Source organism: Amycolatopsis thailandensis (assembly GCF_002234405.1).
GTDB lineage: Bacteria > Actinomycetota > Actinomycetes > Mycobacteriales > Pseudonocardiaceae > Amycolatopsis > Amycolatopsis thailandensis.
Genome location: NZ_NMQT01000007.1, coordinates 45,089 through 63,301 on the forward strand (window position 1 = coordinate 45,089; position 18,213 = coordinate 63,301).

Consider the following 18,213-nt stretch of genomic DNA (forward strand, 5'->3'; position numbering starts at 1 on the left):
CCCCGCGGAAGGCTGCTCCGCGCCGCTTTGAGGGGGCGCGGTTGCGAAGCTGTTCGGGGGTTGCCGTAGACTTCTGGTCTCGGAACGCACTACGGTCATCCCCGCCACGGCGGTGGGGACGATGGAATGCGTCCTCGGGAGCTCCAGACCATCGGAGCTCCAAAGGGGTGTAGCTCAATTGGCAGAGCAGCGGTCTCCAAAACCGCAGGTTGCAGGTTCAAGTCCTGTCACCCCTGCGTAAGCGAACTGGTGAAGGCGGAGGAGTGGTCGTGAGCGACAGCGACGCCAGCGGTGAGAAGGCGCAGGACGACGCCGGGCAGAAGCCCGACGAGCAGTCCCGCCCGGTGACCGCCGCTGCCCGGCGTGAGCGCCGTGCGTCCGCGCGCCCGTCCGGTAAGGCCGACGCCAAGTCGGACGACAAGACCCGCCCCGCCGGCAAGGCGAAGGCCGGGGACAAGACCGAGAAGTCCAAGGACGCCAAGGGCACGGCGACCCCGAAGCGCGACCGCAAGCCGAAGCAGGCGTCGATCTTCGCCCGGCTGATGCGCTTCATCCGCGAGGTCTGGGCCGAGCTGCGCAAGGTCATCTGGCCGAACCGCAAGCAGATGGTCACCTACACCGCGGTGGTGCTGGTCTTCGTGGTGTTCATGGTGGCGCTGGTGAGCGGCCTCGACCTGGCCTTCAAAGAGGTCGTCGGTGCCGTCTTCGGCAGCTGAGGCAGCCGGTCGCGGTGCTTGAGCGCACCGCACGGTGGCCTGCGCCACGGCAACCGATCAACTGAGAGGACGGAACGTGACCTCCGACAACGGCACAGCAGCCGGTCATGAGCTGACCGAGCTTTCCGACGAGCAGGTGCACGCGGCACTCGGCGACGAGCAGTCCGAGCACCTGGACTCCGTCGAGGTGCCCGCCGCAGGCGACGAGGTCGACGAAGCCGGAGATGTCGCGGAGGCCGACGAGGCGTCCGTCGAGACCGACGACACCGCAGCCGACGACGCCGAGCCCGTCGAGGCCGAGGCCGACGAGAACGTCGATCCGGTCGCGAAGCTGCGCGCGGAACTCAACGCCGCTCCCGGTGAGTGGTACGTCGTGCACTCGTACGCGGGTTACGAGAACAAGGTGAAGACCAACCTCGAAACCCGGACCCAGACGCTGGACGTCGAGGACTACATCTTCCAGATCGAGGTCCCGACCGAAGAGGTCACCGAGATCAAGAACGGCCAGCGCAAGCAGGTGCAGCGCAAGGTGCTGCCCGGCTACATCCTGGTCCGGATGGACCTGAACGACGCCTCGTGGAGCGCGGTGCGCAACACGCCGGGTGTCACCGGGTTCGTCGGCGCCACGTCGCGTCCGTCGCCGCTGACCGTGGACGAGGTGCTCAAGTTCCTCGCGCCCAAGGTCGAGACGGCCGCCCCCGCCAAGCCCGGCAAGGGCGAGGCCGCATCCGCGGAGTCCCAGCTGGGCGCCCCCGCGGTCGAGGTGGACTTCGAGATCGGCGAGTCGGTCACCGTCATGGACGGCCCGTTCGCGACGCTGCCCGCGACGATCTCCGAGGTCAACGTGGACGGACAGAAGCTGAAGGTCCTGGTGTCGATCTTCGGCCGGGAGACCCCGGTCGAGCTGTCGTTCAACCAGGTCTCCAAGATCTGACGGCCGCCAGACGGCCGGCAGTCCCCGCGTACTGGCAGGTGTGCGGGGGACTCAAGTCAGTAAGAAGGATCAAACGAAATGCCACCCAAGAAGAAGAAGCTTGCGGCGATCATCAAGCTGCAGATCAAGGCGGGTGCGGCCAACCCCGCGCCGCCGGTCGGCCCCGCGCTGGGTCAGCACGGCGTCAACATCATGGAGTTCTGCAAGGCCTACAACGCCGCGACCGAGTCGCAGCGCGGGGACGTCGTCCCGGTCGAGATCTCCGTGTACGAAGACCGTTCGTTCGACTTCAAGCTCAAGACGCCGCCGGCCGCGAAGCTGCTGCTGAAGGCCGCGGGCGTGGAGAAGGGCTCCGGCGAGCCGCACAAGACCAAGGTCGCCAAGGTCACCTGGGACCAGGTCCGCGACATCGCGAAGACCAAAGAGTCCGACCTGAACGCGCACGACATCGACCAGGCCGCGAAGATCATCGCCGGCACCGCCCGCTCCATGGGCATCACGGTCGTCGACTGAGTTCCACCCCGCTCCACCGTGGGAGAGCCAGTGCTGGCTCCAACACCACACTGATCCGTTGAAGAGTTAAGGACAGAAGCAATGCCCAAGCACAGCAAGGCCTACCGTCAGGCTCTTGAGCTGGTGGACCGCGAGCGGCTCTACGCCCCGCTCGAGGCCGCGAAGCTGGCCAAGGAGACCTCCTCCAAGAAGATGGACGCCACCGTCGAGGTCGCCATGCGCCTCGGTGTCGACCCTCGCAAGGCCGACCAGATGGTCCGCGGCACCGTGAACCTGCCGCACGGCACCGGTAAGACCGCCCGCGTCATCGTTTTCGCCGTTGGTGACAAGGCCGCCGAGGCCGAGGCCGCCGGCGCGGACGTGGTCGGTACGGACGAACTGATCGAGCGCATCCAGGGTGGCTGGCTCGAGTTCGACGCCGCGATCGCGACGCCGGACCAGATGGCCAAGGTCGGGCGTATCGCCCGCATCCTCGGCCCGCGTGGCCTGATGCCGAACCCGAAGACCGGCACCGTGACCCCCGCGGTCGCGAAGGCCGTGACGGACATCAAGGGCGGTAAGATCAACTTCCGCGTGGACAAGCAGGCCAACCTGCACTTCGTCATCGGCAAGGCCTCGTTCGACACCGACAAGCTGGTGGAGAACTACGCGGCCGCGCTGGACGAGATCCTGCGCGCCAAGCCGTCGTCGGCGAAGGGTCGCTACCTGAAGAAGGTCACGATCTCCACGACGATGGGCCCGGGTGTCCCGGTCGACCCGGCCCGGACCCGCAACCTCCTCTCCGAGGACGCGTGAGTCTGAGTTAGACATCACTGACAAGGGGGTGGTCCCGCTACGGCGGGGCCGCCCCTTTTTCGTGTTTGCTGGAGGGCATGCCTACCTTCGCGTCGTTCGACGGGCTTCAGCTGAACTACACCGCTTGGGAAGGTGAAGGGCGCCCGGTACTGCTGCAACACGGTTTCGCCGCGGACACGAACGCCAACTGGATCGCGCCCGGCGTCGTCGACACCCTCCAGGACGCGGGGCTGCCCGTGATCAGCCTGGACGCGCGTGGGCACGGACGGTCGGCGAAGCCGCATGACGAGGCCAGTTACGGCGACGACGCGATGGTTCGCGATGTGTCGGCTCTGCTCGACTGCCTCGGTCTCGACGAGGTTTCGATGGTGGGCTACTCGATGGGCGCGATGATCGCGCTCGGCGCGGTGGCCGCCGACCCGCGGATCCGCTGCCTCGCGATCGGCGGGGTCGGCTCGGGGATCGTCGACTTCGGGGGCGTGGACACGCGGGTGGTCACGCCGGAGGCGATCAGCGAGGCGATGCTCGCTTCAGACCCTTCGACGCTGCCGCCGTCCTCGATGCCTTTCAGGGTGCTGGCCGATGGTCTGCGGGCCGACCGGATCGCGCTGGCCGCCGTCGCGCGCGGGACGGCGAACCCGAAACTGGACCTGACCGCGATCGCCGTGCCGACCCTCGTCCTGGCCGGGGACGCCGATCCGCTGGCCGCCGAACCCGAACGCCTGGCCGCCGCCATCGCCGGCGCCCGCCTCGTCCGGATCCCCGGCGATCACATGACCGCCGTCATGCACCCCGCCTTCGGCTCCGCCCTGACCGGCTTCCTCGCCTCGCACGACCTCTGACCAGACCCGCGTTTAGCCCCCTAATCGCGATCCGGCCCCCGCACTCGCGTTTCGCGGGCTAATCGCGACGCGGGGCGCGCGTCGCCTTTAGCGGGCTAAACGCGATCCGGCGGGCACTTGCGTTTAGCCCGCTAATCGCGATCTGGTGGCAGGAAGACCAGGTCAGAGCGGGGATCAGTTCCCGGTGGGAGGGGCGGGGCAGGGCTCCGGGGAGTTCGCGTGGCCGGTGATCAGCCACTGACCCATCTCGACTTCCTGCAAGGTGAAGCTGCCCAGCAGGGGGCCGCCTCGGATGCTGTACCAGCACGAGTGGATCGTCAGGTTCTGGCGCGGGACCACGCTCGACATCGGGCGCACCGCGTAGATGTACGGCGTGATGTCGGTGACCTTGGCGTTCAGTGCCGGGACGGCGGTCGCGCAGTCCGGGTAGCCGAGGTCTCTGGCGAACTGCGCCTGCGCCTGTTCGGTCATCGCCAGGCAGACTGTTTCGGTCCGGACGTCCGGCGGATATGGCTTGCCGATCGTGTCGTAGATGGCTCGCACGGCCTCCCATGGGTTGCTCGCGAGCACACGATTCGTGTGGTGCTTGCCGCCGCCGCCCTGCACGAATTCCGCAGTGGTCTGCCCGGCGTCACTGGGGAAGATCTGCCGGTAGGCGATCGTCGCCCCGACACAGATCAGCACGATCACGATCACCCAAGCGAGAAGCTTCCCGCCGAGACGTCGCAGCCAGCGTGGCATGCGGGGCCGGGGGGCGGGCACGAGTTCGCCGGGCGGCGGACCAGGAGGCGCCGGCGGCTGGCCTCCGTAGTGCTGGGTCACGGGCTGCGCGGGCTGGGCCGGAACGAGGCCCTGGTTCTGCGCCTCGGTGAACTTCAGATAGTCCTGGAACTGCTGAAACTGCTGGAACTGACGCAGTTGCTCCTCGTCCAGCCGAGGCGCGGGCTGACCTCCCGCCTTGGGCTCGATGTCCGTGCCGGGCTCGTTGCCCGGCTTTCCGTCATCACGCTGCTCCGCCACGTCACCATGATGCCTCGCGAGACCTCCGGCGCACTCCGCCGGTCGCGTTTAGCCCGCTAAACGCGATCTGGTGGGACCCAGTGCCAGGGGCGGGAGAGGGTCGCGTATTCTTGTCAAGGTTCTACCGAAGACCGCTGGTCTTCTCCTGGTCATCTGGCCCGGAGAACGAAGGCCCCGCTAGGGCGGGCGACCCGCGCAGGAGGAACGAGGCTCGCCCACGACGCACGTCGTCGTGTGCCCTGACGCCCCGCGCCTGTCTGCGCTGGGGCGTTTCGTCGTTTCAGGGCCCTCAAGGCCAGTGGACCACTAGCCAAGAGAGGAGGCGACCATGGCGAAGCCCGACAAGGAGGCGGCCGTCGCCGAGATCGCGGAGAGCTTCCGCAGCAGCTCGGCCACAGTCGTTACCCAGTACACCGGCCTCTCCGTGTCCCAGCTGTCCCAGCTGCGCCGCGCTCTCGGCACCAGTGCCAAGTACCGGGTCGCGAAGAACACCCTCGTCAAGCGTGCCGCCACGGACGCGGGCATCGAGGGCCTTGAAGACCTGTTCGTCGGCCCGACCGCGATCGCCTTCGTCGAAGGTGAAGCTGTTGACGCCGCGAAGGCGCTTCGCGACTTCGCGAAGGACAACAACGCGCTTGTGATCAAGGGCGGCTTCATGGACGGCAAGACGCTGTCCGTGGACGAGATCAACCAGATCGCCGATCTCGACAGCCGTGAGGTCCTGCTCGCCAAGGCGGCGGGCGCGTTCAAGGCGAAGCTGTCCCAGGCCGCCGCGCTGTTCCAGGCGCCGGCGTCCCAGGTCGCTCGCCTGGCTGCCGCGCTGGAGGAGAAGCAGCGCAACGCCGGTACCGAAGCAGCCGAAGCACCCGCCGAGAGCTGAACACCCCCCACCCCGAACTTTTAGTTCGTTTCAGAGAGGAAAGCCACCATGGCGAAGCTGAGCACCACCGAGCTGATCGACGCCTTCAAGGAGCTCACCCTTCTTGAGCTGTCCGAGTTCGTCAAGGAGTTCGAGACCACCTTCGACGTGACCGCGGCCGCCCCGGCTGCCGTCGTCGCCGCCGCCCCGGGTGCCACCCCCGCCGCGGCCGCCGAGGAGCAGGACGAGTTCGACGTCGTTCTCGAGTCCGCCGGTGACAAGAAGATCCAGGTCATCAAGGTCGTCCGTGAGGTCGTCTCGGGTCTGGGCCTGAAGGAGGCCAAGGAGCTGGTCGAGGCCGCTCCCAAGGCCCTCCTGGAGAAGGTCGACAAGGAGGCCGCCGAGGCCGCCAAGGAGAAGCTCGAGGCCGCGGGCGCCAAGATCGCCATCAAGTGATCTGAGGCGCGTCAGCGCCTACCGCAGCACCGTCGAAGGGGCGGGCATCCACTCTGGATGCCCGCCCCTTCGCTGTCTCCAGCCCAGCGCCCCGACCTGCGTTTAGCCCCCTAATCGCGACGCGTAGCCACGCTAAGCACCTGGGCTCGGCTCAGGGCACCGGATCGCGTTTAGCCCCCTAAACGCGATCCGGCGGCGCGAGGGGGCTGACCTGCGTTTAGCGGGCTAAACGCGACGCGGTGCCGCGGGAAGCGGGGAGGGGGCTCGTTGTGGATCTGCGGCCGAGGGTGACGTGCACTACGGTGCCGCTAGCGGTGCACGGGCAGGCGGCGGGCTGCGCGAAAAGTTACCCGCGGGTCTGGCCAGAAAAGAAAACTGGTGAGTAACCTGTTCGCACTCAGCTCGTTGCACCTGGTTGACGCGGGTATCGCTGCGCGAACGCATGCGTCCTCCCGGGCCAGTGGCACGGGACGGCAGTGCGCGACGACGCGGAACAGCTCCTGGAGGTGCGATGGGTGCCGAGGTGGTCATCGAAGGTCTTTCCAAGTCCTTCGGTAAGCAGGCCATCTGGCGGGACGTCACGCTGACCCTGCCTCCGGGCGAGGTCTCGGCGATGCTCGGACCGTCCGGAACCGGTAAGTCCGTCTTCTTGAAGTCGATGATCGGGCTGCTCAAGCCGGACAAGGGCCGGTGCATGATCAACGGCGTCGACATCGTGACGTGCTCCGAGCACCAGCTCTACGAGGTGCGCAAGCTCTTCGGCGTCCTCTTCCAGGACGGCGCGCTGTTCGGCTCGATGAACCTCTACGACAACGTGGCCTTCCCCCTGCGGGAGCACACGAAGAAGTCGGAGACCGAGGTCCGCCGGATCGTGCTCGAGAAGCTCGAGATGACCGGTCTCAACGGCGCCGACAAGAAGCTGCCCGGCGAGATCTCCGGCGGTATGCGCAAGCGCGCCGGCCTCGCCCGCGCTCTGGTGCTGGACCCGCAGATCATCCTGGTCGACGAGCCGGACTCCGGCCTCGACCCGGTCCGCACCACCTACATCTCCCAGCTCTTCCTGGACGTCAACGCGCAGATCGACGCGACGTTCCTGATCGTCACGCACAACATCAACCTCGCCCGCACCGTCCCGGACAACCTGGGCATGCTCTTCCGCAAGGAACTGGTCATGTTCGGCCCGCGCGAGGTGCTGCTGACCAGCGAGGAGCCGGTCGTCAAGCAGTTCCTCAACGGCAAGATGGACGGCCCGATCGGCATGAGCGAGGAGAAGGACTCGGCCCAGCTCGCCGCGGAGCGCGCGATGTTCGAGGCCGGTCACCACTCGGGCGGTGTCGAGGACGTCAGCGGGGTGCCGCCGCAGATGCAGCCGACGCCCGGCGTGCCGACCCGGATGGGCGCGGTCCGCCGCAAGGACCGCGTCATGCAGATCCTGTCCGGTCTCCCGCACGAGGCGCAGCAGAGCATCATCGAGTCGCTCTCCCCGGAGGAGCAGCAGCGCTACGGCGTCCGCCCGCAGCGGCTCGCCGCCGCCGGCCACCGTTCCGCGCCGCAGAACGACGGCCCGATGCCGAACCACCACCAGGGGCAGCTGCCCGACGACCAGGTCGCCTCCATCCCGCATCCGGGGAGACCGGGCAACCACCGTTTGCGGCCACATGATCCGGGGTCAGGTGGCGCGTGAGCTCTCCCGCTTCATCGGCGAAGATCCCCGGGATCGGCATGCTGCGCGAGACCGGGAACCTGTTCGCCCTTGGCCTCGACATCGTTCGTGGCATTTTCCAGCGCCCGTTCCAGCTGCGGGAGTTCATCCAGCAGGCCTGGTTCATCGCGAGCGTCACGATCCTGCCGACGGCGCTCGTCGCGATCCCGTTCGGCGCGGTCATCTCGCTCCAGTTCGGTTCGCTCGCCCGCCAGCTCGGCGCCCAGTCCTACACGGGCGCCGGGTCGGTGCTCGCCACCGTCCAGCAGGCCAGTCCGCTGGTCACGGCGCTGCTGGTCGCGGGCGCCGGCGGTAGCGCCGTCTGCGCCGACATCGGCGCGCGGACCATCCGTGAAGAGATCGACGCCATGGAGGTCCTCGGCGTTTCCGCGGTGCAGCGGCTGATCGTGCCGCGCGTGCTCGCGATGATGCTGGTGGCGCTCCTGCTGAACGGCATGGTCAGCGTCATCGGCGTGCTCGGCGGCTACTTCTTCAACGTCGTCCTCCAGGGCGGGACGCCGGGCGCGTACCTGGCGAGCTTCTCCGCACTGGCCCAGCTTCCCGACCTCTGGGTCGGCGAGCTGAAGGCGCTGATCTTCGGCTTCATCGCCGCGGTCGTCGCCTCCTACCGGGGACTGAACCCGTCCGGCGGCCCGAAGGGCGTCGGCGACGCGGTGAACCAGTCGGTCGTCATCACGTTCCTCATGCTGTTCGTGGTGAACTTCGTGATCACGCTGATCTACCTGCAGATCGTGCCCGGAAAGCTGGACTGACGGATGACTTTTCTCCAGGGCGCCAAGCGGGTCGCCAACCGTCCTTTGCAGACTCTGGACAACCTCGGTGACCAGATGTCGTTCTACGGCCGCGCGTTGCTGTGGACGCCGCGGACGTTGCGCCGCTACACCAAAGAGGTCCTGCGCCTGCTCGCCGAAGTGAGCTTCGGTTCCGGCTCGCTCGCCGTCATCGGCGGCACGGTCGGCGTGATGGTCGGCCTGACACTGTTCACCGGTGTCCTCGTCGGCCTCCAGGGCTACTCGGCGCTGAACTCGATCGGCACTTCGGCCTTCACCGGCTTCCTGACCGCGTTCTTCAACACCCGCGAGATCGCCCCGCTGGTCGCCGGGCTCGCGCTTTCGGCGACGGTCGGCGCCGGGTTCACCGCCCAGCTGGGCGCGATGCGGATCTCCGAGGAGATCGACGCGCTCGAGGTCATGGGCGTGCCGAGCCTGCCGTACCTGGTGACGACGCGGATCATCGCCGGTTTCGTCGCGGTCATCCCGCTGTACGTCATCGGACTGCTGAGTTCGTATCTCGCGTCCCGGTTGGTCGTTATCTACATCTACAACCAGTCAGCGGGTACCTACGACCATTACTTCGACCTGTTCCTACCACCACAGGATGTGTTGTATTCGTTCATCAAGGTGCTGTTGTTCAGCGTCTTGATCATCCTGTCCCATTGCTATTTCGGGTACCGGGCCTCCGGTGGCCCCGCCGGTGTCGGCGTGGCTGTCGGCAAGGCGGTGCGGCTGAGCATCGTCACGGTGTCCATCATGAACTTCTTCATCGGTTTCGCGATCTGGGGAACCGACGTCACGGTGAGGATCGCAGGATGATCGCGACAGTCCGGCGCAGGTTGCTCGGCCTGCTCTTGGTCGCCGTGCTCGTCGGCGGGGTGGCGCTGAGCATCGCGCTGTACCAGAAGGCCTTCACTCCCGTCGTGAGCGTGAAGCTCCAATCGGGCAACATCGGCAACCAGTTGCTGAAGCAGTCCGACGTGAAGGTCCGCGGCCTCATCGTCGGTTCGGTGAAGGACATCGCCGCGACCCCGGACGGCGCGGAGCTCACTCTCGCGTTGAACCCGGAGTCGGCGAAACTGATCCCTCAGAACGTTTCCGCGCGATTCCTGCCGAAGACGTTGTTCGGCGAACGCTTCGTTTCCCTCGAAATCCCGGACGCTCCTTCGACGACGACGATCGCCGAAGGCGACGTGATCACCCAGGACCGCACGTCCGGCGCCGTCGAGCTGGAGCAGGCCTTCGCCCATCTGATGCCGGTGCTTCAGGCGGTCCAGCCGCAGAAGCTGTCGAGCACGCTTTCGGCGATCTCCACCGCGCTCAACGGCCGCGGTGGCCAGCTCGGCGACACCCTCTCGCAGCTCGGCAGCTATGTCGGCGACCTGAACCCGCACGAACCCCAGCTCCAGCAGAACCTCAAGGAACTGGCGAAGTTCTCGGACAACCTCAACGCCGTGGCCCCGGATCTGGTGCAGACCTTGGACAACCTGAGCACCACCACGCGCACCGTGGTGGACCAGAAGATGAACCTGCAGAACCTCTACGGCAGCGTCACCCAGGCCTCGGTCGACCTGCAGACCTTCCTGCGGAACAACGCCGACAACCTGATCCGGCTCGCCGACACCGCCCGCCCGACGGCGGAGCTACTGGCGAAGTACGCGCCGGAGTACCCGTGCGTGATCGGGCAGATGGCGGACAACCTGCCGAAGATCGACAAGGCGCTCGGCAAGGGCACGAACCGGCCCGGTCTGCACGCGACCATCGAGATCACCGTCAACCGCGGGCCGTACCTGCCGGGCAAGGACGAGCCGAGGTTCGAGGACAAACGCGGTCCGCGCTGTTACGACCTGAAGCAGTTCCCGGACCCGTTCCCGCAGTACCCGCCGGACGGCCCGATCAAGGACGGCAGCACGGTCAAACCGCCGGCGCGGTCGGCCAACGACGGCCTTTCGCCCTCGAACGGCTACGCGAACGTCGGCGGTTACAACGGCGGGGGAGCGCCCGGCGGTAGCCCGTCCTACAGCGCTTCCGAATCGGACTTCCTCGCGCAGCTGGTCGCGCCGCAGGTCGGCATGTCCGCCTCGGACGTGCCAGGCTGGGGTTCGCTGCTCGTCGGCCCGCTCTACCGTGGGGCGGAGGTGCACGTCCAGTGAGGGGACTCCTTGCACCGCTGATCAAGCTCTGCGCCTTCGTCGTGGTCACCGTGCTGTTCACGACGATCCTCGGGATCAGCATCGCCAACATCAACACCACCAGCACCAACGCCTACAAGGCGCGGTTCAGCGACGCGACCCTGTTGCTGCCCAACGACGACGTCCGCATCGCGGGGGTCCGGGTCGGGCAGGTCAAGGACGTCCGCATCGTCGACCGGCGCCAGGCCGAGGTCGAGTTCGAAGTGGACGCCGGCCGCAAGCTGCCCGCCGGGGTCACCGCGCAGATCAAGTTCCGGAACCTGGTCGGCCAGCGCTACGTCTCGCTCGCGCAGGGCACCGATTCCTCCGGGAAGAACCTGGAGCCCGGCGGCAACATCCCGCTGGAGCGGACCACGCCCGCGCTCGACCTGACGCAGCTGTTCAACGGCTTCAAGCCGCTGTTCACCGCGCTCAACCCGGACGACATCAACAAGCTGTCCTACGAGGTCATCCAGGTTTTGCAGGGCGAAGGCGGCACGGTCGAAAGCCTGCTGAAGCACACCGCCTCGCTGGCCACCACGATCTCCGACAAGGACCAGGTGATCGGTGAGGTCATCGACAACCTGAACTCGGTGCTCGACACGGTCAACGCGCACACGCCGCAGCTGAACGACCTGATCGTCAAACTGCAGCAGCTGGTCTCCGGGCTGGCCGCGGACCGTGAGCCGATCGGTGACGCCATCGACTCGCTCGGCACTCTCGCCCAGACCACGTCCGGTCTGCTCGGCGAGGCCCGCGAGCCGCTCAAGCAGGACATCGCCGCGCTCGGCACGCTGACGAAGAACCTCAACGACAGCCAGCCGATCGTCGAGCACTTCATCCAGTTCCTGCCGCAGAAGGTGACGGCGCTGACCCGCACGGCCGACTACGGCTCCTGGTTCAACTTCTTCGCCTGTGAGCTGAAGGGGGCCGTCGCCCTGCCTCCGCTGATCAACGCGCCGATCGACCTGCCGCTGCTGCCGGTGAACCGGGCGAGGTGCACGGCATGAAGTCCTTCCAGAAACGCAATCCGATCCCGATCGCGCTGGTCGGCATCTCGGTGCTGCTGCTCGGTTTCCTCGCCGCCCTCAACTCCGAGGACCTGCCGGTGATCGGCGGCGGCACGACCTACACCGCGGACTTCAGCGAGGCCTCCGGTCTCCAGCAGGACAACGACGTCCGGGTCGCCGGGGTGAAGGTCGGCAAGATCTCCGACATCAAGCTCGACGGCGACAAGGTCCGGATCTCGTTCAAGGTCAAGGACGCCTGGCTTGGCGACAAGACCAGCGCGGCCATCAAGATCAAGACCGTGCTCGGCCAGAAGTACCTGGCGCTCGACCCGCAGGGCCAGCGCACGCTCGACCCGAGCGCGACCATCCCGCGTGAGCGCACGATGTCGCCGTTCGACGTCCTCGACGCCTTCCGTGGGCTTTCGCAGACCGTCGACGACATCGACACGACGCAGCTGGCGAAGAGCTTCGACGTCATCACGGAGACCTTCGCCGACACCCCGGCCGACGTGAAGGGCGCCCTTAACGGCCTTTCCCGCCTCTCGGACACCATCGCCAAACGTGACTCGCAGCTGTCGAGCCTGCTCGCGAACACGCGGCAGGTCTCGCAGACGCTCGTCGACCGCGACGCCGAGTTCCAGAAGCTGCTGGCCGACGGCAACAAGCTGCTCGGCGAGGTGTCCCGCCGCAAGGACGCGATCACCGCGCTGCTGGACGGCTCGCGCAACCTCGCCACCCAGCTCAAGGGCCTGGTCGACGACAACGACGCGCAGCTCGACCCGGTGCTCACCCAGCTCGACCAGCTGACCTCGATGTTGCAGCGCAACCAGGACGCCCTCGGCCAGGGCGTCGCTCGGTTCGCGCCGTTCATCCGGGTGTTCACGAACACGATCGGCAACGGCCGCTGGTTCGACAACTACATCTGCGGACTGGTCCTGCCGTCGTTCGGGCCGATCAACGACAAGGGGTGCTACGAGAAATGAGTACCCGTCTCGGTTCCAGCCTCGCCCGCGGCTTCACCATCGCGATCGTGCTCGCGCTGGTCGTCGCCGGCGCGCTGTGGTGGACGCTCAAGGACGCCGGCCGCAATCACGTGACCGCGTACTTCGCCGGCGCCGTCGGCCTCTACGAGGGCAACAGCGTCCGCATGCTCGGCGTCGACATGGGCACGGTCACCAAGATCCAGCCGATGGGCAACCAGGTCCGCGTCGAACTCGAATACGACCGCTCGGTGGCGGTGCCCGCCGACGCGAAGGCGATCATCGTGTCGCCGTCGCTGGTCAGCGACCGCTACGTGCAGCTGGCCCCGGCCTACAAGGGCGGCGCGCGGATCGCCGACGGCGCCGTCATCGGCCTCGACCGCACCGAGGTCCCCCTCGAGGTCGACGAGCTCGCCGCCAGCCTCTCCCGGGTCAGCAAGTCGCTCGGGCCCAACGGCGCCAACAAGAACGGTTCGCTGTCGAACCTGCTCGACACCGCCGCGAAGAACTTCGACGGCAACGGGCAGGCGCTGCACGACACGATCACGAAGCTCGGCCAGGCCGCGGGCACGTTGTCCGGCAACAAGGACGACCTGTTCAAGACGGTCGAGAACCTCGGCTCCTTCTCGCAGACGCTGGTCGACAGCGACTCGCAGGTCCGCGACTTCGAGCGGCAGCTCGCCGACGTCAGCGGATTCCTCGCGGGGGAGAAGGACAACCTCGCCGCGACGGTGAAGCAGCTGTCCGACACGCTCACCGCCGTACAGGGGTTCATCGAGAAGAACCGCGACCGGCTCAAGTCCAATGTGGACAAACTGGCCAGCGTGACCAAGGTGCTCGTGGACCAGCGCGGCGCGCTCGCCGAGATCCTCGACGTCGCCCCGGTCGGCCTCGGGAACCTGGTCAACACCTACAACGCCTCGTCGGGCACGCTCGACGCGCGGGCCAACCTCAACGAGCTCACCCAGCCGCCGCTGGTGATGGTGTGCAACCTGCTCAAGCAGACCCCGGACGCGCTCGACGCCCTCGGCGACGCGTGCAAGGGGATCGCCGGACTGGTCGACGGGCTGGTGCCGCTGCCGTCGATCGCGCAGGTGATCCAGTCCTCCCAGGCGGGCCAGTTGCCGCCGCTGCCGCTGCCCATCGCCGGTCAGCTCTACGGAACGGCGGCCAAGTGATGAGGAAACTTGCTCTTATCGCCTCCGGAACGGTCGCCGCGCTGACGTTGAGCGGCTGCGGGTTCAGCGGGATCTACGACGTCCCGCTGCCCGGTGGCGCCGAACTCGGCGACCATCCGTACACGGTCAAGGTGCAGTTCCGGGACGTGCTCGACCTGACCCCGCAGGCCGGGGTGAAGGTCAACGAGGTCTCCATCGGCCGTGTCGAAGCGATCGGGCTGACCCAGGACGGCTGGAACGCCGAAGTCACCCTCCGGGTGAACGGCGACGTGAAGCTGCCGGCGAACGCGCTGGCCAACGTCAAGCAGTCGAGCCTGCTCGGTGAGAAGTACGTCGAGCTGGCCGCGCCCGCCGACGGGCAGGGCAAGCTCGCCGACAACGCGGTGATCCCGCTGGCCCGCACGAATCGCAGCGTCGAGGTCGAAGAGCTGCTCGGCGCGCTTTCGCTGCTGCTCAACGGCGGCGGGGTCGAGCAGCTCAACACCATCACCAAGGAACTCAACAACGCCACCAGTGGCCGTTCGCCGGAGCTGAAGGCGTTGCTGAACAACACCAACGAGCTGGTCACGAACCTGGACAAGCAGTCCGCGAACATCACGCGGGCGCTCGACGGGCTGAACCGGCTCTCGCTCACCCTGAACGGCCAGAAGGACAAGCTGGTCGGCGCGGTCGACAACCTCGGTCCCGGCCTTGGCGTGCTGGAGCAGCAGCGCGGCCAGCTGGTGACCATGCTGAACGCGCTCAACAACCTCTCCGGTGTCGCCGTCGACACGGTGAACAAGAGCAAGGAAGACCTCGTCGCCGACCTCAAGGCGCTTCAGCCGACGTTGCAGAAGCTCGGCGAGGCCGGTTCGGATCTGCCGAAGGCGCTGGAGATCCTGCTGACGTTCCCGTTCAGCGACGCCGCGTACGACGGGGTCAAGGGCGACTACTTCAACCTGTTCGCGAAGGTCGACCTGAACTTGAACGAGATCCTCAAGAACCTCGGCCGAAGCAGGCAGAACCCGCTCCAGGACGTCATCCCGGTGCCGGGGCTGACCGGCGGGACCGAAGGGCCGGGCGTGAACCCGCCGCTGCCGATCCCCGACAGCGTCGGCGGTGTCGCCGGTAACCAGGCGAGCGCGCCGCAGGGCGGCGGACAGCCGCGACAGACCGGACCCGCCGGGATCTTCGGCCTGCTCTCGGGAGGTGCCGGCTGATGCTGGTCCGTAGGACGAAAATCCAGCTGGTCGCGTTCGCGATCATCTCCGTGGTCTTCATCGTGTACGCGCTGATCCGGTTCGCCGGGCTCGGCCAGGTCTTCGGCGACGAGGGCTACACGGTGAAAATGCAGCTCAAGCAGTCCGGCGGCATCTTCGAGAACGCCGAGGTCACCTACCGCGGCTTCAACATCGGCCGGGTCGGCCAGCTGCGCCTGACCAAGACCGGCCTGGAAGCCGACCTCAACATCGCTCCAGACGCCCCGCAGGTGCCCGCCGATCTGGACGCCGTGGTCGCGAACCGGTCGGCGGTCGGCGAGCAGTTCGTCGACCTGCGGCCCAAGAGCGAGAAGGGGCCGTTCCTGAACGCGGGCTCGGTCATCCCGGCCGACAAGGTCAAGACGCCGGTGCCCACCGAGCAGCTCATCGGTGACCTCGACAGCCTCGCGGCCTCGGTGCCGACGGACTCGCTGCGCAAGGTCGTCGACGAGTCGTACGACGCCTTCAACGGCACCGGCCCGGACCTGCAACGGCTGCTCGACACCGCGCGGAGCTTCACCGCGACCGCGCAGGAGTACCTGCCGCAGACCGTCCAGCTGCTGGAGAAGGGCGGCCAGGTCCTCGAGACGCAGAACGACATGGCGAGCTCGATGAAGTCGTTCAGCGCCGACCTGAACAAGCTGTCCGGCACGCTGAAGAACTCCGACGCCGACATCCGGAAGCTGATCGGGATCACCCCGCAGGTGGCGAACCAGATCAGCTCGGTGCTCGCCGAATCCGGGCCCGGGCTGGGCGCGCTGACGGCGAACCTGCTCACGACGTCCAACCTGCTGGTGACCCGGCTCGACGGCCTCGAGCAGGGGCTGGTGACCTACCCGATGCTGGCCGCGGGCGCGAACAGCGTCGCCAACGACGGCACCGCGCACCTGGGTCTCGCGCTCAACCTGTTCAACCCGCCTTCGTGCACCAAGGGCTACATCGGCCTCGACAAGTACCGCGAAGGCACCGACGCGACGGTTCGCCCGCCGAAGGACGACGCGTACTGCGCCGAGCCGAAGGGCAGCCCGATCAACGTGCGCGGCTCGCAGAACGTGCCGTACAACGGGGTTCCGCAGATCCCGTCGGAAGGCGACGTCGCGAAGAACGCCGGCCGGTCCGCCGAGGAGCTGGCGGCCTTGCGCGCGGCGCAGGGCATGCCGAGCGTCCTGCAGAGCCCGGGGGTCAGCCTGGCCAGCCTGGGCGCGCTGCTGGGCCTGCCCGGCTGAGCCCGAGACCGTATACCTACCCTGGAGTGTCATGAGTTCTTCTCGATCGCGGACCCTGGTCCTCGGGGCGGCCGCGTTCGCCCTTGCCGCCTTCGTCGCCGCGGCGATCTTCGGCGTCCAGTGGGCCGTGGCCGCGTCGGACGACAACGCCGACCTGGCGCGCTCGCGCGACGAAGTAGGCGACGCGGGCGGCCGCGCGATCAAGGCGTACACCGAGGTCGACTTCGAGAACCTCGACGCGTTCTTCAATCAGCAGAAGGCCGTCTCCGACGACAAGATGAGCCAGCAGCTGGCGCAGCTGGAGCCGACGTACCGCAAGGCGCTCAGCGACGCGAAGACCAAGGTCGTGACCACGATCCAGGACATCGCGGTCGAGGAACTCGACGACCACGAGGGCAAGGCGAGCTTCCTCGCCGCCATCACCACCCAGGTCACCCAGGGCGACAAGGCGAGCTCGAAGGCGTTGCGCCTGGAGGTCTCGATGACCCGGGTCGGCGACGAGTGGAAGCTGTCCGGGATCGACAACGTGCCCCTCGTCGCGGCCGGTCAGTAAGAGCGTCACCTAGAACGGAGCCTCGTAGTGCCCCCCTCCCGTCGCCAGCCCCCTCGCAGCACTCCGCCGGTGCGCCGCCCCCGGGTGGCCGGTCTGCGACGGCCCGCTCCCGCTTCCGAGGTGCCCGCCTCGGAGGCCTCCTCCACGGATGTGTCCGCGCCGGAGGTTTCCGCGCCGGAGGTCGTCTCCGAGGTCGATGAGACGCCGGTGGCGAAGCCGGCGCCGGTGCGGCGTCCGAGGCCTGCTCCTCGCCCCGCTCCTGTGGTCGAGCCTGAGGCTGTCGAGCCCGAGGTCGCCGAGCCTGCTTCGGCTGTCGAGGCCACTGAGCCCGCTGGGTCCGTTGAGGACACTGCTGAGGTCGTAGAGACCCCCGAGGCGCTTTCGGCGGTCGAGGAGGCCCCAGAGGACTCTGACGCCCCTGAAGACGAGGTCGTCGCGAAGCCGAGTCCGCGGGCGAAGGCGCGTGCGGTCGCCGAGGAGAAGCCGGACGACATCGAAGAGGCCGAAGCCGAGGTCGCCGACGAGTCCTCCGAGACGAAGGCGAAGAAGCCGGGCTCCGGCAAGCTGATCCTGGCGGGCGCGCTGGTCGTCGTCGGGCTGCTGCTGGCCGCGACCGCGGTGCTGTTCAAGATCCAGGCCGACGACGTGTCCGGCTCGACGGACAACACGGCGCTGCTGGACGTCGCGAAGACCGCGCAGGTCAAGGACCAGGTCTCGAAGGCGACCGAGGCGCTGTTCTCGTACGACTACAAGAACATCTCGAAGACCGAGACCGCGGCGGGCGATCTGCTGGTCAACGACGAGGTGCGGGCGAAGTACAACCTGCTGATGGGCGAGGTCAAACGGCTGGCCCCGCAGCAGAAGATGGTCGTGACCTGCAAGGTCACCCGCAGCGCCGTCATCCGGCTGGAGGGCGACCGGGCCGACGTGATGGTGTTCGTCGACCAGAGCTCGACGCGGGCCGACACGAACAAGACCACCGCCGGGAGCGCGCAGCTGCACTTGAACGCGGAGCTGCAGGGTGACAAGTGGAAGATCACGGCGATGAACACCTATGCCGCTCCGCCGAACCCGGCGGCCTCCTCGGCCCCCGCCGCGCCCCCCGCCTCCGCGCCCCCCTCCAAGTAACCCCCCCGGATCGCGTTTAGCCCGCTAAACGCGATCCGGTGCCGTCACGCCCCCGTCGCCCGGACCTGCGTTTAGCCCCCTAATCGCGATCCGGCGCC

The 18,213-nt window shown here is 67.6% G+C and carries 19 protein-coding genes and 1 tRNA gene; 19 read left to right on the forward strand and 1 reads right to left on the reverse strand.

Annotated features, from left to right (window positions below; genetic code table 11):
* The first annotated feature begins 163 nt into the window (after positions 1 to 163).
* From CFP71_RS01545 to CFP71_RS01570, 6 genes are all read left to right on the forward strand, one after another.
* Positions 164 to 236, forward strand: a tRNA-Trp gene (locus tag CFP71_RS01545).
* Between the two features lie 27 nt (positions 237 to 263).
* Positions 264 to 716: a preprotein translocase subunit SecE gene (gene secE, locus CFP71_RS01550; RefSeq protein WP_037332751.1), complete on the forward strand. Its 453-nt coding sequence runs from the start codon at positions 264 to 266 to the stop codon at positions 714 to 716.
* A gap of 76 nt (positions 717 to 792) precedes the next feature.
* Positions 793 to 1,650, forward strand: coding sequence for a transcription termination/antitermination protein NusG (gene nusG / locus CFP71_RS01555; RefSeq protein ID WP_093932022.1), 858 nt, complete (start codon positions 793 to 795; stop codon positions 1,648 to 1,650).
* 78 nt (positions 1,651 to 1,728) lie between these two features.
* Positions 1,729 to 2,163, forward strand: a complete 435-nt coding sequence (gene rplK, locus CFP71_RS01560; RefSeq protein WP_020633284.1) for a 50S ribosomal protein L11 — start codon at positions 1,729 to 1,731, stop codon at positions 2,161 to 2,163.
* Between the two features lie 81 nt (positions 2,164 to 2,244).
* A complete protein-coding gene (gene rplA, locus CFP71_RS01565; RefSeq protein WP_093932023.1) occupies positions 2,245 to 2,958 on the forward strand; it encodes a 50S ribosomal protein L1 in 714 nt (237 codons plus the stop codon).
* Positions 2,959 to 3,035: 77 nt separating this feature from the next.
* Positions 3,036 to 3,800 carry an alpha/beta fold hydrolase gene (locus CFP71_RS01570; RefSeq protein ID WP_093932024.1) on the forward strand — a complete coding sequence of 255 codons (765 nt, stop codon included), beginning with the start codon at positions 3,036 to 3,038 and terminating at the stop codon, positions 3,798 to 3,800.
* 174 nt (positions 3,801 to 3,974) lie between these two features.
* Here the strand turns inward: CFP71_RS01570 and CFP71_RS01575 are convergent, their stop codons facing one another.
* Positions 3,975 to 4,820, reverse strand: a complete 846-nt coding sequence (locus CFP71_RS01575) for a hypothetical protein (protein ID WP_093932025.1) — start codon at positions 4,818 to 4,820, stop codon at positions 3,975 to 3,977.
* 328 nt (positions 4,821 to 5,148) lie between these two features.
* Between CFP71_RS01575 and rplJ the strand changes: the two genes are divergently transcribed.
* The 13 genes from rplJ (at position 5,149) to CFP71_RS01640 (ending at position 18,115) form a co-directional block, all read left to right on the forward strand.
* On the forward strand, positions 5,149 to 5,700 hold the full coding sequence (rplJ, locus tag CFP71_RS01580; protein WP_005152070.1) for a 50S ribosomal protein L10: 552 nt from the start codon (positions 5,149 to 5,151) through the stop codon (positions 5,698 to 5,700).
* Between the two features lie 48 nt (positions 5,701 to 5,748).
* Positions 5,749 to 6,135 (forward strand): 50S ribosomal protein L7/L12, encoded by a 387-nt coding sequence (gene rplL, locus CFP71_RS01585; RefSeq protein WP_093932026.1) that lies wholly within the window; start codon positions 5,749 to 5,751, stop codon positions 6,133 to 6,135.
* Positions 6,136 to 6,646: 511 nt separating this feature from the next.
* A complete protein-coding gene (locus CFP71_RS01590) occupies positions 6,647 to 7,819 on the forward strand; it encodes an ABC transporter ATP-binding protein (protein ID WP_005152073.1) in 1,173 nt (390 codons plus the stop codon).
* Positions 7,820 to 7,857: 38 nt separating this feature from the next.
* Entirely contained in the window at positions 7,858 to 8,610 is a 753-nt protein-coding gene (locus tag CFP71_RS01595; protein WP_020633292.1) for an MlaE family ABC transporter permease, read from the forward strand.
* Positions 8,611 to 8,613: 3 nt separating this feature from the next.
* Complete coding sequence (locus CFP71_RS01600) at positions 8,614 to 9,450, forward strand: MlaE family ABC transporter permease (protein WP_005152080.1); 837 nt, start codon at positions 8,614 to 8,616, stop codon at positions 9,448 to 9,450.
* Entirely contained in the window at positions 9,447 to 10,784 is a 1,338-nt protein-coding gene (locus tag CFP71_RS01605; protein ID WP_167405961.1) for an MCE family protein, read from the forward strand. Before CFP71_RS01600 ends, CFP71_RS01605 begins: the two co-directional genes overlap by 4 nt.
* Positions 10,781 to 11,812: an MCE family protein gene (locus CFP71_RS01610; protein ID WP_093932027.1), complete on the forward strand. Its 1,032-nt coding sequence runs from the start codon at positions 10,781 to 10,783 to the stop codon at positions 11,810 to 11,812. Before CFP71_RS01605 ends, CFP71_RS01610 begins: the two co-directional genes overlap by 4 nt.
* Positions 11,809 to 12,795, forward strand: a complete 987-nt coding sequence (locus CFP71_RS01615; protein ID WP_093932028.1) for an MCE family protein — start codon at positions 11,809 to 11,811, stop codon at positions 12,793 to 12,795. Before CFP71_RS01610 ends, CFP71_RS01615 begins: the two co-directional genes overlap by 4 nt.
* Positions 12,792 to 13,970, forward strand: coding sequence for an MCE family protein (locus tag CFP71_RS01620; protein WP_093932029.1), 1,179 nt, complete (start codon positions 12,792 to 12,794; stop codon positions 13,968 to 13,970). Before CFP71_RS01615 ends, CFP71_RS01620 begins: the two co-directional genes overlap by 4 nt.
* Complete coding sequence (locus CFP71_RS01625; RefSeq protein ID WP_093932030.1) at positions 13,970 to 15,169, forward strand: MCE family protein; 1,200 nt, start codon at positions 13,970 to 13,972, stop codon at positions 15,167 to 15,169. Before CFP71_RS01620 ends, CFP71_RS01625 begins: the two co-directional genes overlap by 1 nt.
* The gene (locus CFP71_RS01630; protein ID WP_093932031.1) at positions 15,169 to 16,434 is read left to right on the forward strand and encodes an MCE family protein; all 1,266 of its coding nucleotides are present in this window, start codon (positions 15,169 to 15,171) and stop codon (positions 16,432 to 16,434) included. Before CFP71_RS01625 ends, CFP71_RS01630 begins: the two co-directional genes overlap by 1 nt.
* Before the next feature lie 31 nt (positions 16,435 to 16,465).
* Positions 16,466 to 16,987 carry a hypothetical protein gene (locus CFP71_RS01635; protein WP_093932032.1) on the forward strand — a complete coding sequence of 174 codons (522 nt, stop codon included), beginning with the start codon at positions 16,466 to 16,468 and terminating at the stop codon, positions 16,985 to 16,987.
* A gap of 84 nt (positions 16,988 to 17,071) precedes the next feature.
* Entirely contained in the window at positions 17,072 to 18,115 is a 1,044-nt protein-coding gene (locus CFP71_RS01640) for a hypothetical protein (protein WP_425266589.1), read from the forward strand.
* Positions 18,116 to 18,213 lie beyond the last annotated feature (98 nt).